Here is a 14,628-nt window from a genome sequence, read left to right as displayed (position 1 = left end):
GGTATTTTTATCACCTTTCCTATATATTTTCTAATTCCCAATTATGTATGATTTGTATTTATTGTAATCAGCTTCATTCAACTCAGCCTCTAGATACGTTCCCTTCTCCTCATATTTTACATTATCCACCTTTGTCTTTTCATGCAAATATGAATATATATGTCCCTTTTCATAGGGAATGAGCATTTTACAATTTATCATATCCTTAAACACATGTTTTTTTATTGACTTTATAAGCTCTTCAATACCATAACCTGTTAAAGCAGATATGAAAACTGCATCCTTAGATTTTCCTAATGTATCATTAATATCTTTATCACATTTATTAAAAGCGTAAATCATCGGATTATTTAAAGTATTCAAATCCTTTAAAACTTCATTCGTTACATTCATCTGCATCTCATAATTATCATTGGAGGAATCGACAACATGGATTAACAAATCCGCCTCCACGACCTCCTCAAGGGTTGCTTTAAATGCCTTAACAAGATGATGGGGCAATTTACTTACAAAACCAACTGTATCTGTTAAAACAAACTCCTTTTTATCATCTAAAACTATCCTTCTATGGAAGGTATCTAATGTAGCAAACAACATATCCTCTGAATAAACCTTTTTACTTTCTGATTCCCCTATACTTAAATCAAGTAATTTGTTCATAAGGGTAGACTTACCTGCATTGGTATACCCCACAAGGGAAACCACAGGCACATGGCTCTTGTTTCTTTTTGCCCTTTGTACTTCCCTATTTTTTTTAACTTCTTCTATTTGCTTTTTTATATCACTTATTCTATCTAAAATTCTTCTTCTATCTAGCTCCAACTTTTGTTCCCCTGGCCCCCTAGTTCCTATACCTGCTCCAGTCCTTGATAGTGATCTTCCTAAGCCCACCAGTCTCGGAAGTCTATATCTTAATTGAGCTATTTCTACCTGAAGCTTTGCTTCCCTAGTTTCAGCCCTTCTAGCAAAAATATCTAATATTAGAGTTGTTCTATCAATAATTGACACCTCAAGGATTGCCTCTAGATTTCTAATCTGAGAAGCTGACAATTCATCATTAAAAATAACGGTATTAGCGTCAAATGCGGTACACATCATTTTTATTTCTTCAGCTTTTCCTTTACCTATAAAATATGCAGAATCAACCTTTGCTTTGTTTTGGATGACCATATCTACAACCTCTGCACCGGCGGCCCTACTTAGTTCTTTAAGTTCCTCCATTGATTCTTCAATAGGTATTTCATCTTTCCTACCAAAATTTATTCCCACTAATATGGCTCTTTGCTCAATTTCATTAATAGTCTCATTTTTATCATTAAACAACATATTTTCACCATTCCCATTTATTTATTATTTATTAAACCATAGACATTCAATTAAAACGATTAAGTTTTACTATACATATATTATAGTCTACTTTCTATATTCTTACATCAAAAATATCGAAAAACAGGATACAAACACCCTATCCTGTTTCAAACTTTAATTTTTACTTTATTATTTTTCTTTGGGTTATAATACCCTATTCTTTATCATTATAAAAAATACAAGAACGAACAATATAAAAACATAAATACCCTCGATTATGCTTCCCAACTTACTCCCGGTTTTAACTAAGGGTATAGCTAGTTTTGTATCAAGAATATTATATAATACCATATATATCTTACTTTTTTTTAATACATCATGTATCCTTATTTTTTTTAGTATCAATGGTAATACAGATAAGGGTATCCCACTATTTGTAAAAATATCTGCCAGATATAGATGGCTGAAATAGCCAATAAAAAAAGCTGTAGATATATTTGGAATCATTATTTTTTCTTGCAAAAACTTTACCCCAACAGTAACTAAAATAAGACCTTCCGGTGAATGTAAAAAGGTTCTATGGGGAAATATTGCTATAACTATAAATATAAGACCCCATATCAGTGCTTGTATATTTCCTTTACCAAAGTAAATACAAGCAATACCAACACCAAAGTATATTAACATCATAAAAACTTTTTTTATCCTAGATGCCCCGGTATTTATTGCCTTTAATCCTTCAGTTAAAATAGGTATGTATATTTTTTCTCCTATACTAGATCCCTTCATTGACATTATAAGTAATATAAATACAAAAACTAAAAGCCCTATTGGGTATCTACTATTTCGATACATATATATGCCAATAATAAAAGCAGGAATACTAAAAAAAATGAAAGCAAAAACCTTTTTTAGTAGTTGCTTATAATGATTCACCACTTTATTAGAGGTCTTGAAAACCGGGTTTCTACTATTTATTAAACTGTGGTCTGAATCAGCATCTGGAAATACCGCTCCTATAGCTGCGGCTAAGATACAAACAATCATATTACTAAAATCTGAGAATTCAATTACCGTAAATATTGGTATCATACAAAATAAAAGATAATATAAAACACCAATAGTATAGTGGGTTCTACCCATCATTTAAATCACTCCATATATTGACAAAGACGTCTCACGACGCTTTGTAGTTCTAAGTAAAAAGTTCTAAGCTTTTGGTTATCCTTATAAGTCTAGAAACTATTATAATAGAAATTTCATCATTATTCTAGATAGAACACTATTATTTATAACTAATATAGACAAAAAAATAGAGTAGATTAAAAATTCTACTCTTGATAATACTTTTAAAAATACTATATTACTTTTCTATTGAGCAAATTGCATAATTACCTTCTACAAAAACTATCTACCATATGTAGTCTAAAATTCTTCAAAGCCATACCATATGTATTATGCAATTCTGCCAAGTAAGAGTTACGCAATTTCCTCTATTATTATGATTATCTTTATTAATTTGTTGACTTGAATTTTTTAAATATTCCTCAAAGGTTTTTTCGTTTTTCTTAACGGATTTTTTTGGACTATAGTTATTATATTTTCTTTTATACGAAAAGTCCGGATATAGATAGGACGCTACTATTTTCATATTAAAACTCCCCCATAATAATTATTTTGCTATAGAATACGGGTTAAAATAATTATTTAGGGGACTATTATCATTGGTAATAATTAACATAAACATAAAATGGAAGCTGTGATTTTTACCAGCTTCCATTAAAATTTATAAATATTATTTTTCCCTATTTTTTCTACTATTAGTATTCTTCACTGAAATAAGCTTTTCATTATTTAACATTTCTTCATTATCAACGGCTCCAATATCTCCTGCCATCTCATATGCCATTTCATTGAAAAAATTTTCTTCATTGTTTTTCTTCTTTCTTTTCTTTTTCATTATAAATCACCTCATATCTATTTTTAACCCGATTTTCACTTAGATACTAGGTAATTTGTGGATATTATTCAATAAACAATAGCAATGTCATGGGTCATCACTTCATCCGATTATTTTGTTTCATGGGGTATAATATACGAACCATGTTCATTTTTTCTTATGTCTTTAATATCCTTTTTTAATTCTCTAGCAAGAATTTTCATGATTTTCAGTTCACAAAAGCTTCCTTGACATCTACCCATGGTCGTACCGACTCTTTTCTTCACTCCATCAACGGTAGTTGCCCCTACTTTTCTATGGATACTATCAACAATTTCTCCTTCGGTTATACGTTGACACCTACAAACAACATTCCCATATCTAGGATCTTTTTGAATCAATGCTTCTTTATCTTCATCCTTTAAATCCCTAAAGCGTATTATTCTTTCTCGCACAGGATTAAACATAGGCCTTGGTCTTAATTCTCCCATAATGTCCTTTATTATATTAATTACATGCTGTGCAATAGCAGGTGATGCCGTCAGTCCAGGAGACTTTATTCCTGCAACATTTATAAATCCCTTAGCATCCTTGGATTCCTCTATGATGAAATCACCAAAGGAATCATCTACCTCTATTTCACCGGTTTCTAAGTTTTTATTATATAGTTCAAGTTTAGGTCTCAATCCCGCAAAGGTTTTGATGGTTTCGTCGAAGGGAATCATTTTACTTGTCCATTTAGCATTTTCCCTAATAATATGTAGCTGTTCCATAGTGGTTCTAAGGTCTGTTTTATCATCTATTTCATCACCCGATGGCCCAACCAACAAATTTCCATCTATAGTAGGTAGTACATTTACCCCCTTTATTGACTTTTTTTGTGCCTGAAAGATAACATGTTTTAATAGATTACCCCCACTTTTATCTAGCACAAAGTACTCTCCCCTTTTAGGACAAATTTTAAATGATGGTGATGACACCATATTATTTATTTCGTCTGCGAACAAGCCAGCACAATTTATTATATACCTGCTTCTAATCCTTTCCTTAACGGTGGCTATTTCATAGCATTCCCCCATATTAGTTATGGCTTTAACCCTGCTCTCTAATTTTAAATTCACACCATTTTGAACTGCATTTTCAACCAATGCAATGGTTAATTCCCAGGGCCCAATTATACCTGTACTTGGTGCGTACAATCCCCCAATAACATTTGTGCTTATTAGTGGTTCAAGCTCAAGTATCTGATCTTTACTTAATATGCGTATATCCTTAATATTATTTATTAATCCCCTTTCATAGCGGTCAATGACTTTTTCCATTCCCTCATCATCAAATGCTATCAATAATGATCCAATCCTTTTAAAAGGAACATCTAAATCCTCACATAACCTTTCAAACATCGGATTGGCCATTCGGTTTAATCTAGCCTTTAGGGTTCCTACCCTAGGATTATATCCACTGTGAATAATAGCCGTGTTAGCTTTAGTGATGCCATTGGCAACATCTCCATCCTTTTCAATTAATACAACCCTTAGGTCATATCTTGATAGCTCCCTTGCAATAAATGCTCCTATAACACCAGCCCCAACAATTGCAATATCATACATTGACTTCCCTACTTTCCTAATGCTTAATCTACTCATTGAGGCTTACAGCAAATAAAGGAGCTTGCTGTCCACCGCCTATAGCGGCAATCATAGCAAGACCTTTCATCATCTGTTATCAGTTCTTCTTCCACATCAGGTTTATAGCTTTCACATAGTTTTGCAGCCCTTATAGCTAGCTCCCAGTCCTGTTTACCTCCACAAAATACATTTTGCCCCTTATCATTTTTATTGAACATTTATCTCATCCCCAAGATTCCTTAATTGCTGCTTGTTACAGCATTTATATAATTTGTTCCATTCGTTAATCTCCTTTGGTACAACTAATAAAAGGGATTTGCCACCTCTAAATATAGTTTTGGATTTCAATCCAAATACTATCTTTTCATCTTCTTTGAGAATCTTCCCATCCAAACTCATTATTACATCAATTTCATCATGTTTATATAGCTCCCCTGCTTTCCATACTTCACCTTTTTGAACAAATTTCAAACCACCCTTAAATTCTCCATCATTTCCGCTCAATCTCAATCCCGTTCCGGCTAAGGCCCCTATTATTCCCAGTCCTGTACCTCCATGTTCTGTGAGATGTATGTCTAGTGATCGTGCTAAACCATAGGCCCTTTCCTTGGTTAAAACCTCTTTTTGTGCCTTTTTTCCGAACTCTATCAAGCTCTGCTTATCCTTTAATTCATTTATCTTTACTACACACAATCCCGGGTCAGACCCCTCTGCATGTTCCCGCTTTAAAAACCCCATACTATAATCTATTACATTTTTATAATGCTCATCTTCAATTTCTGCTGCGAAACACATGGAGCTATTATGTGAAGTATAAGGAATATCCTCATGTAATAGCAATTGATGTCTTGTGATCCTCTCACATTGTCCCCACCTATTTTCCTCTATGGTGGTCAAAATAGTCTGGGCCAATGAACCAGTGCCCTTTCCCTTCTCTAAATCATCGGTATCATCTATACATAATAATATTTCCATAAAGACCCTCCATTTCCTTATCTTTTTTATCCCTTAGGTATCCTCATTCCCTTTCCAGATAATATTTGCTCAGCTTTTTCATTCCCTAAATCATAGTTAAAAAACTCTTTATAGAATCTCTTTGTTTCCTTAACCATATCTATATCTTGAAATTTATCTGGGTAAAGGGTCTTAGCAGTCCATAATATAGCTAAGGGAGTCTCAATAGAATATGGATGTCCCCATCGGGAAACTCCATTTGGTAATAAATATACCTTATCATTTAATACAGCATTTACTTCCTTAAACTGATCCTTTGATTGTAAATATAAATCTATTCCATTTCCGTTTGCAATAATCACATCGGGATTCCAAAGACATATTTGTTCAAAGCTAACGAAAAACTTTGTATTAACTAATTTAAATGAATCCTCTAGGCCCTCTGCATGATCTTCTTCAATAGATACGTTCTTGGCTCCGGCAACTTTTGTCCAATCCGCAGGCAATGTATTAGGTGAATCCGTCCTTGCAACTTCATTTATAGCATGGTAAACTCTGACTCTTTCTTTATCCCCTATATCCTTTGTTCTCTCCCCTACCATGGCAACAATATCATCATAATACTTATTATAGCTTTGGGCCTTTGATTCTTCACCAAGAACTTTCCCAATCATTTCCACAGCATATTTCTGTTCTTCTATGTTTTTATACTCCACAATTAGGTAGGGAATTCCTAACTGATTGATTTTTTTTTCTGTGGCATGGTCCTTTATAACATCTGTACTAAAAAATACAACATCAGGATTCGCTTTGATAAGCTCCTCTATATTAAAATGCCCCCCACCCTTTGCTACTAAAGCATCTTTTATATGGGGACAGACCTCGTGGAGCAGTAGATCCCTAGTCAATCCATTGGATATAGCCACAATGCTATCACCTTTGCCCAATATTGTGGCTATATGTCCCGATGTGGCAAATATACTCGCCACTCTTTCTACTTTTTTTGGTATCTCTACTTCTCTGCCGACACAATCTGTGATGGTGATCATTTCTCTATCCGAATTACTCTCAGCGACACCATTATTTTGTGTACATCCAGTAAAAAACATTAATACAATACATAAGCAAAAAACAATTAACTTGTTTTTTCCGTTTTGTAGTCTTGACATTCCTCCACCTTCCTTCTCGTAAATAGGGGTACAATATAGCTGGATTTTTGATATTTGTCATCTTCATAGCATAGAAGCTTGGTTTCAATATTAAAAACCTTGTACATATTTTGTTTACATAAAACTTTACTTGGAGGGCCTATTTCTTTAAGTTTCCTATTATGGAACATGGCAACCGAGGTTTTTATACCACTATTCTCCATATGAAATGCATGGTTTGGAAAATGAGTTGCCATTATTATCCCAAGCTTTTTTTCCCCCATAAGCTCCACAATATTTTCTAAAATCCTATGCTCATGCTTAATATCTAAGTGTGAAGTAGGTTCATCTAAAATAATGAAGGGTGATTCTTGAGCCAAAGCCCTGGCTATCATTACCATCTGAGCCTCTCCTCCACTAAGATGTGTATATATCCTATCCTTAAATCCAAGCATCCCCACCATATCTAAAGCCCCCTCAGCTATGCTCATATCCCTTTGACTAGGAGAAGAAAAAATGGAGGTATATGCCGCTCTTCCCATCAAGACAATCTCCAACACCTTATATGGAAATGTCATCTCATGGGATTGAGGAACATAGGATATCTCCTTGGCGACTTCATGGGGCTTCATCATCCTAATATCGTTACCATTTAGAATAACTTCTCCTTTTTTAAGATTCTTAATTCCTAAAATGCAATCTAGTAAAGTCGTCTTTCCACACCCATTTGGCCCAATTAAGCAAAGTATTTCACCGGGGTTAATACTGAAGCTTATATCACTGAAAATGTTTTTTTCATTATAAGCAAAAGCTGCATTCTTCACCTCTATGGTTCCCATTTACCAACTTCCCCCCTTTGTTTTCCTCAAAAGATATATAAAAAATGGTCCACCAACTAGTGCAGTCAAAATATTAAGGGGTAATTCTGTACCCGTAAGCATTCGCCCTAAGCTATCAATTATGATTAAAAAGCTCGCTCCCAAGGATAGGCTTGTGGGAAGCAAAAGTCTATTATCATTTCCCACTATCATCCTCCCTATATGTGGAATGATTAAACCAATCCATCCGATTGTTCCACTTACGCAAACAGCTCCAGCGGTCGCCATGGCTGTACAAAAAACAACAAGTATTTTTGTCAATCTCACATTAATCCCCAGAGTCCTAGCCTCCCTATCCCCCATAGAAATAACGTTTACACGCCATCTAATCAGCATCAATCCCAGAATCCCCAATAGCATAGGGATCATTGCTATCATGATATCTTCATAGCTAGCCCGTGCCAAGCTTCCCATTAGCCAAAATACAATTGTCGGCAGCTGATCATAGGGATCTGCTAGATATTTTACAAAGGAAAGAAGTGCCACAAATACTGATGAAACCACAATACCCCCTAGTACTAACATCACTGTAGGTGTAGTATTATATATCCTTCCAGTGAGATAACTCAAAGTTACAGCTAAAATCCCAAATCCAAAGGCAAATATGTAGGTCAAATATATATTATTAAACATAACTACAGATAATGCTGCACCAAACCCAGCCCCTGCATTCACCCCTAATATACCAGTATCCACAAGGGGATTTCTAAATAATCCCTGTAGCGCACCACCGCTTATAGCTAAACTTCCTCCAACCATTAGTCCCAATATCGCTCTAGGCATCCTCAAGTTCCAAATAATCGAATACTGCATTTTTGTTATACCTACCATATCATAGCCTAATTTGGAACATAAAATTTTTATGACATCGGAAAATGCTAGTGGATACCTACCAATAAACAATGATAAAAACATAATAAAAATAGGAAGGATTGTTGGTATAATTAAAAATATGGTCTTTCTGCCCTTTTTCAATTTACAACTCCTCCTATTTAGATTTTTTTCTAACGGTAAAGTAGGCCGATACCAAGGCTATTATTACTAACGTACCTAAAATCCATATTAATTTCGACATACCTCCATTTTTAGATATAGTTGTAAATGAAATTTCTATGTCGGACTCCAATGTTACACCACTTTTAGACATTAAATCCTTTGATACAACTACTGTATATTTCTTCCCATAGCCTAAAGCTTCCTTTATTGAAAGTATAATATCATTCCTTTTCTCCCTTTCAATCTGGTCATCGGCCATTATTACTTCAATTGGTACTGCATGTCCATCTTCGTCCATGAGCTTAAAACATTTTTCATTATTCTCCTTAACAAGGATATTTACTACATTTTTGCTAAAGGTTAAATTAATATCCCTATCAATGGAAACCCTCTTCTGTCCATCCGTAGGGTTAGATGTACTTAAAGAAAAGGGTTTATTACCTCCTTCCCCATCGGCGAAGCTGCTCCCCATAGTACATACCCATAATAATAGAGCCAATAAAATAATTAAACCAAATCTCCATCTCATCAATAAGTCCCCCAATCATTAGTCAATAAATAAAAAAAACTTCCTTAATTGCTAAGGAAGACATTACTTAAATTGATTGATTAATTAATCTTATTCCTCCTTTCCAAACATGGGAGGCTATACCGTTTCCAGTATAACCCATAGCTTTACCATCATAGTTCTACCCTTAGAAAAATAAAGTCGGAGATGTAAAAGTTATTAAATTTTGTAAATTCTCATTTATTTGAATCTTTCATCTTAATAACTATATTAATTAAAATACCATGTTTTGTCAATATTTAAGCATAGCAAAAGCGTCCTTCGACGCTTTTGTTGTTTACTTTTGAAGTTCCTTAGCCAATTTGACCATTTTGATGAACTCCATTCTATATCCTTCCTTATCGTCGCCTTTATATTTTTGTGCTAATTCAACAACATGGTCGTAATTTGATGAGCCTTTGAATTCAGAATCCCTTAATAACATACCGAATTCAGCTATGGCACTTGCAAAATTAAAATTTTCAGAGGCCTGTTTAGATATTTTATTATCATCAATTGGATATCCTAGCAATTTACTTACTAAACCCTCAGGGTCTTTGTACCTTAGCTTGATATGCATAATATCATTGCTTTTCTTTACCTTTACATCTTGATATTTTAGTTCATCTACCCCGGGTATTTTTTCATCGGAGTCCGATGGTATTAATTCATAAAATACTGTTACAGTATGTCCTGCACCTATTTCTCCAGCATCCTTTTTATCATCATTAAAATCCTCATCATTTAACAATCTATTTTCATATCCAATTAACCTATAGGCCTTTACTTTACTTGGATTAAACTCAATTTGAAACTTAACATCCTTCGCTATAGTAAATAATGTCGATCCTATTTCATCAACCAAAACTTTTTTAGCTTCTAAGATATTATCTATGTATGAATAGTTTCCATTACCTTTATCAGCTAAAAGCTCAGCTTTAGAATCCTTTAGGTTACCACTACCAAATCCTAATACACTTAGGAACACCCCATCATTTCTATTCTTTTCAATTAAATCACTAAGATCACCATCACTTGATGGTCCAACATTAAAATCTCCATCGGTTGCAAGAATTATTCGATTATTGCCTTCTTCTATGAAATTACCCCTAGCAATTTTATAAGCAAGCTCTATACCTTCGCCCCCGGCAGTAGACCCCCCAGCGTTTAAATTCTCTATAGCGTCTATTATGATATCCTTATTGCTGCAATTTGTTGAATCTAGAACCACCCCGGCGGCACCTGCATAAACTACGATTGAAACCCTATCATCTTCCTTTAATTGATTTACTAGCATTTTAAAGGCTGATTTAAGCAGGGGCAGTTTATCGGGTTTATTCATTGATCCCGATACGTCTATTAGAAATACTAAATTGCTAGGCTTCTTTTTATCCACTTCTAATTCTTTCCCCTTTAAAGTGACCATTGCTAAATCATGCTTATCATTCCATGGGCACTCATTTATTTCGGTTATAACTGAAAATGGGGTATCCCCTTTAGGTTCTGGATAATCATATGTAAAATAGTTTATCATTTCTTCAATTCTTACGGCATCCTTTGGGGGCATCTGACCATCCATTAAAAATCTACGAATATTACTATATGAAGCTGTATCTACATCGATGGAAAATGTTGATAGTGGATTTTGTAAAGATAACTTATAGCCATTTTCCTCTATGTCAGCGTATTCTTCAGTATTCATTTCTCCTTGTATATATTGGGGTTCAAAAACAATACTATTTTCCCATTCCTTATCATGGGAAGCTTGACTTAGTTCTGATTTAAGCCCACTATTACATTTTCCTTCACTTTTGGCTTCCTCCTTGGTTTCATAGATTTGGGATTTCTCAGATAAGCTACTACATCCCGCTATTAAAGTCAAAACTAAAATAATTGAAACAAATTTTATTACTCTTTTATTCATCTCATATAACCTCCCTCTCATTCTTCATTATATATAGACGGATAAATGTGAAAAATGTTCCAATTTTTTATTTTTTTTAAATTGAGGGAATTGCATCCCTTTTTCTCGACTAAATTGCATGATATATATGACTGCTAAACACTTGACAAGGCTTGTCTTAGGATGCTATACTATTCAAGGAAACAGTCCACCTGATCGGGGATTGATTTGTCCAAATACACTAAAGAATCTGAGTACTTTGACGGTAATCAGATTCTTTTCTATTTATGGTATTTTTTCTATAAAATCTAAAATAGAATATTACCTAAGCAAATTGCATAATTACTTTCTATAAAAACCATCTACTACATGTAATTTAAAAATCCTCAAAGCTATACTATCAAATATGCCCATATCTTAAGCGGTTAAATTGAAGATGATATTTGCATATTAGGCTTAGTCAAGTAAGGGTTATGCAATTTCCTCACCTGAAAATCATTAAATTCAAGGTTGAATACAACCCGGAACCTATCCTATATATATAGGGATTTTAGTATAGACTTTAACTTATACAAGTCCAAAAGCCCTAGAAACATCCCATATTTTGAGATACATAAATTAAGTTTAACTTTGGGAAATCTATATAGATATTCCAGTTAAACAGTTAATTTATACACATCAAAAATCCCTAGAATCATCGGATATTTTGAGATGTATAAATTAAGTTTAACTTTGGGAAATCTATACATATTATTTTATATAATGTTAATAATCAGTTCATAATTTGTACATATTGTTTTGATATCATATATACAACTTAAAGATGCTCCCCTTTTATATAGGACTTCTGCCTTATGCAGGAGTCCATCGTGATTTTATATATCTTATACAAACTTAAATATGAAAGCCTCTTTAAAGTAAATTCCTCTCCACACTTAAACCCCATCTCGCCACTTGCTTATTTTTGTAATTAATCCAAAAATTACATTACATTTCTTCCCACAATTTTGATAAAATCCCAGTAGTGCAACAGATCAAATCAATTACTAAATATTTTATAAAGGGAAATTTCATATAAAGGGGTATGCAATATGGAGAATATGTCTAGATTACGTGATTTAATCTTTGAAATTGATGATACTAAAAGAAACCTATACAAATTAATTCAGGAAAAGCAATGGAATTTGCTTGATTCAGAAGTAATTAAATTAAGTCAGCTACTTGATGAATTACTTTTACAGTATCATAATGTAAGAAAAAAATAATAAGCTAAGTATGATTTAATCTGTTGCACTTTTAGCTTATATTCACCTATACAATATCCATTAAGGAAATGCTTATTAGATTTAATATATCTGCCATAGATTTAGTTACAAAAATTGACATTGAATTTTCTGATATTTATTATTAAAATACTAGTAAATCAGGCTACTTCATATCGACCTACAAAGAAGAATAACATTTTTTATTAATAGTTTTAAAAACCCTATGAAACATTGGGTTTCTATATTATAATTTTTAGTATACATAGTATAAGAAGAGGAGGAATTAATATGTCAAAAACAGTAAATATTGAATGGGATAAGTTATCCTTTAATTACATCAAAACAGATTTCCGTTATGTATCTAGATGGAAGGATGGTAAATGGGATGAAGGTGTACTAACTGAAGACAATAAGCTTTGTATTAGTGAAGCTTCAACAGCTCTTCATTATGGACAACAATGTTTTGAAGGATTAAAGGCATATCGTAGAAAAGATGGTAAAATCCAGCTTTTTAGACCTGATCAAAATTCAAAACGTTTAAATAATAGCTGTAAACGTATCTTAATGCCTGAAATACCTGAAGAAAAATTTATAGATGCATGTGTTCAAGTTGTAAAAGCTAATGAGGCCTATGTTCCTCCATATGGAACTGGAGCAACTCTGTATCTCAGACCTTTTGTTATAGGAGTTGGAGATAATGTTGGAGTAAAGCCAGCACCTGAATATATCTTCTGTATATTCTGTGTTCCAGTGGGCCCTTACTTTAAAGGTGGGATGAAGCCTGTAAACTTTATGGTTTCAGAATATGATAGAGCTGCACCATTTGGAACTGGAGCCGCAAAGGTTGGAGGAAACTATGCAGCTAGTCTATATGCCCACGAGATAGCCGTAAAAAAAGGATTCGCTGATTGTATTTATCTCGATCCAATGACTCACACTAAGATTGAAGAAGTGGGTGCCGCAAACTTCTTTGGAATAACAAAGGATGATAAATTCGTCACTCCAAAATCACCATCTATACTTCCAAGTATAACAAAATACTCGTTAATGCACATTGCTGAAAATTATTTGAATATGGAAGTAAAGGAAAGTGATGTATTAATAGCTGAACTAGATAAGTACAAGGAAGCTGGAGCATGTGGAACTGCGGCTGTAATAACTCCTATTGGAGGAATTGACTATCAAGAAAAACTCCATGTATTCCATAGTGAAACAGAAGTAGGTCCTATAACTAAGAAGCTTTACGATACCCTTTATGGAATACAACTAGGTGATGTTGAAGCTCCAGAAGGATGGATTGTTGAAGTAGAATAGATATACTCAATTTCCAATTATAAAAACAATTAACCCAACTAATTTTGAGTAACATCATACTGTAAATTAGTTGGGTTTTACTATTCCTATCTTTTTCTTCTTTATTTGTAATACAAATTGTATACTACCAGATTATACAATTTATTTCTATATTATGATATAATTGTAAAGGAGGTTGATTTAATAACTATGGGAATTTTAATACTTGTTTGTGTAGTTTTTTTGGGAGCCATTGGTCTTTTGTTTATTTTTCTAAATAAATAGTATTAAGTATTAATCATTACCACGGGAAACCACATTCAAGAAATCCTTCTCTGGAACATTTGTATAATTATCAGGAACCCTTCCGACTATTATAGTCTCCGCAATTGGAACAGTTGATTTTACTTCTATGGTTTTTGAGATGAATGGAACGATGGTATTTACGGATAGATATATCTTATGCCTTGTTTGATTTATACCCGATTGTTAAAATTCTGTAAAGAAGTCTACATTAACTCTTCCTATGAGGGTTTAGGATTATAGTAAATATTGGATAAATATGTTTTTATTACCTCGCTCCACCTGGGTAGACTAATTATCACAGACAATTTATGATGAGTTGTTGCAAACTATAATAGAGCTTTACAAATACAGTAACATACTACATTTAAATAGTTGTTTTTACAATACCTATATTAGTTGAATTAATCCTATAGATTAAAGACTAAAATATTCTTGAAAAACTCTTAGTCAACTGATTTAGTAA

15 protein-coding genes and 1 riboswitch are annotated in these 14,628 nt (G+C 33.3%); of the genes, 2 read left to right on the top strand and 13 right to left on the bottom strand.

The features are described 5' to 3' along the window. Nucleotides 1–30: 30 nt before the first annotated feature. The 12 genes from hflX to N4A68_09360 form a co-directional block, all read right to left on the bottom strand. Nucleotides 31–1,323 (bottom strand): GTPase HflX, encoded by a 1,293-nt coding sequence (gene hflX / locus N4A68_09415; protein MCT4564509.1) that lies wholly within the window; start codon nt 1,321–1,323, stop codon nt 31–33. A gap of 189 nt (nt 1,324–1,512) precedes the next feature. Beyond that, nucleotides 1,513–2,454, bottom strand: coding sequence for a metal-dependent hydrolase (locus N4A68_09410; protein ID MCT4564508.1), 942 nt, complete (start codon nt 2,452–2,454; stop codon nt 1,513–1,515). 289 nt (nt 2,455–2,743) lie between these two features. Continuing rightward, nucleotides 2,744–2,959, bottom strand: a complete 216-nt coding sequence (locus N4A68_09405) for a hypothetical protein (protein ID MCT4564507.1) — start codon at nt 2,957–2,959, stop codon at nt 2,744–2,746. Between the two features lie 144 nt (nt 2,960–3,103). After that, on the bottom strand, nt 3,104–3,268 hold the full coding sequence (locus tag N4A68_09400) for a hypothetical protein (protein MCT4564506.1): 165 nt from the start codon (nt 3,266–3,268) through the stop codon (nt 3,104–3,106). Between the two features lie 110 nt (nt 3,269–3,378). Next, entirely contained in the window at nt 3,379–4,857 is a 1,479-nt protein-coding gene (locus tag N4A68_09395) for an NAD(P)/FAD-dependent oxidoreductase (protein MCT4564505.1), read from the bottom strand. 32 nt (nt 4,858–4,889) lie between these two features. Further along, a complete protein-coding gene (locus tag N4A68_09390; protein MCT4564504.1) occupies nt 4,890–5,093 on the bottom strand; it encodes a hypothetical protein in 204 nt (67 codons plus the stop codon). After that, nucleotides 5,083–5,850 carry a hypothetical protein gene (locus N4A68_09385; GenBank protein ID MCT4564503.1) on the bottom strand — a complete coding sequence of 256 codons (768 nt, stop codon included), beginning with the start codon at nt 5,848–5,850 and terminating at the stop codon, nt 5,083–5,085. The genes N4A68_09390 and N4A68_09385 overlap by 11 nt, the downstream gene beginning before the upstream one ends. Nucleotides 5,851–5,876: 26 nt before the next feature. Next, nucleotides 5,877–6,998, bottom strand: coding sequence for an ABC transporter substrate-binding protein (locus N4A68_09380; protein MCT4564502.1), 1,122 nt, complete (start codon nt 6,996–6,998; stop codon nt 5,877–5,879). After that, nucleotides 6,965–7,816: an ABC transporter ATP-binding protein gene (locus N4A68_09375; protein MCT4564501.1), complete on the bottom strand. Its 852-nt coding sequence runs from the start codon at nt 7,814–7,816 to the stop codon at nt 6,965–6,967. Before N4A68_09375 ends, N4A68_09380 begins: the two co-directional genes overlap by 34 nt. Next, a complete protein-coding gene (locus N4A68_09370; GenBank protein MCT4564500.1) occupies nt 7,817–8,830 on the bottom strand; it encodes an iron ABC transporter permease in 1,014 nt (337 codons plus the stop codon). Between the two features lie 13 nt (nt 8,831–8,843). Beyond that, nucleotides 8,844–9,380 (bottom strand): Ig-like domain-containing protein, encoded by a 537-nt coding sequence (locus N4A68_09365; protein ID MCT4564499.1) that lies wholly within the window; start codon nt 9,378–9,380, stop codon nt 8,844–8,846. An 80-nt stretch (nt 9,381–9,460) separates the two neighbouring features. Continuing rightward, nucleotides 9,461–9,578: riboswitch (molybdenum cofactor riboswitch) on the bottom strand. A 118-nt stretch (nt 9,579–9,696) separates the two neighbouring features. Then, nucleotides 9,697–11,322, bottom strand: a complete 1,626-nt coding sequence (locus N4A68_09360) for a VWA domain-containing protein (GenBank protein ID MCT4564498.1) — start codon at nt 11,320–11,322, stop codon at nt 9,697–9,699. Between the two features lie 1,070 nt (nt 11,323–12,392). On the opposite strand from N4A68_09360, the gene N4A68_09355 reads away from it, so the two are divergent. Both N4A68_09355 and N4A68_09350 read left to right on the top strand, forming a co-directional pair. Next, nucleotides 12,393–12,566 (top strand): Spo0E family sporulation regulatory protein-aspartic acid phosphatase, encoded by a 174-nt coding sequence (locus N4A68_09355; protein ID MCT4564497.1) that lies wholly within the window; start codon nt 12,393–12,395, stop codon nt 12,564–12,566. Between the two features lie 288 nt (nt 12,567–12,854). Next, the gene (locus tag N4A68_09350) at nt 12,855–13,880 is read left to right on the top strand and encodes a branched-chain amino acid aminotransferase (protein ID MCT4564496.1); all 1,026 of its coding nucleotides are present in this window, start codon (nt 12,855–12,857) and stop codon (nt 13,878–13,880) included. A gap of 273 nt (nt 13,881–14,153) precedes the next feature. On the opposite strand, the gene N4A68_09345 is transcribed toward N4A68_09350, so the two are convergent. Next, the gene (locus tag N4A68_09345) at nt 14,154–14,339 is read right to left on the bottom strand and encodes a sporulation protein YunB (protein MCT4564495.1); all 186 of its coding nucleotides are present in this window, start codon (nt 14,337–14,339) and stop codon (nt 14,154–14,156) included. Between the last annotated feature and the right edge of the window lie 289 nt (nt 14,340–14,628).

The sequence above is a fragment of the Maledivibacter sp. genome (assembly GCA_025210375.1).
Classification (GTDB): Bacteria; Bacillota; Clostridia; order Peptostreptococcales; family Caminicellaceae; genus JAOASB01.
Note: the sequence above shows the minus strand (reverse complement) of the source record. Positions and strands in the feature narration are given on the sequence as shown.

Bases quoted from the DNA above. Each gene is read 5' to 3' on its own strand.
- N4A68_09410 (MCT4564508.1), bottom strand. From the start codon at position 2,454: ATGATGGGTAGAACCCACTATACTATTGGTGTTTTATATTATCTTTTA.
- N4A68_09405 (MCT4564507.1), bottom strand. From the start codon at position 2,959: ATGAAAATAGTAGCGTCCTATCTATATCCGGACTTTTCGTATAAAAGA.
- N4A68_09400 (MCT4564506.1), bottom strand. From the start codon at position 3,268: ATGAAAAAGAAAAGAAAGAAGAAAAACAATGAAGAAAATTTTTTCAAT.
- N4A68_09395 (MCT4564505.1), bottom strand. From the start codon at position 4,857: ATGTATGATATTGCAATTGTTGGGGCTGGTGTTATAGGAGCATTTATT.
- N4A68_09390 (MCT4564504.1), bottom strand. From the start codon at position 5,093: ATGTTCAATAAAAATGATAAGGGGCAAAATGTATTTTGTGGAGGTAAA.
- N4A68_09385 (MCT4564503.1), bottom strand. From the start codon at position 5,850: ATGGAAATATTATTATGTATAGATGATACCGATGATTTAGAGAAGGGA.
- N4A68_09380 (MCT4564502.1), bottom strand. From the start codon at position 6,998: ATGTCAAGACTACAAAACGGAAAAAACAAGTTAATTGTTTTTTGCTTA.
- N4A68_09375 (MCT4564501.1), bottom strand. From the start codon at position 7,816: ATGGGAACCATAGAGGTGAAGAATGCAGCTTTTGCTTATAATGAAAAA.
- N4A68_09365 (MCT4564499.1), bottom strand. From the start codon at position 9,380: ATGAGATGGAGATTTGGTTTAATTATTTTATTGGCTCTATTATTATGG.
- N4A68_09360 (MCT4564498.1), bottom strand. From the start codon at position 11,322: ATGAATAAAAGAGTAATAAAATTTGTTTCAATTATTTTAGTTTTGACT.
- N4A68_09355 (MCT4564497.1), top strand. From the start codon at position 12,393: ATGGAGAATATGTCTAGATTACGTGATTTAATCTTTGAAATTGATGAT.
- N4A68_09350 (MCT4564496.1), top strand. From the start codon at position 12,855: ATGTCAAAAACAGTAAATATTGAATGGGATAAGTTATCCTTTAATTAC.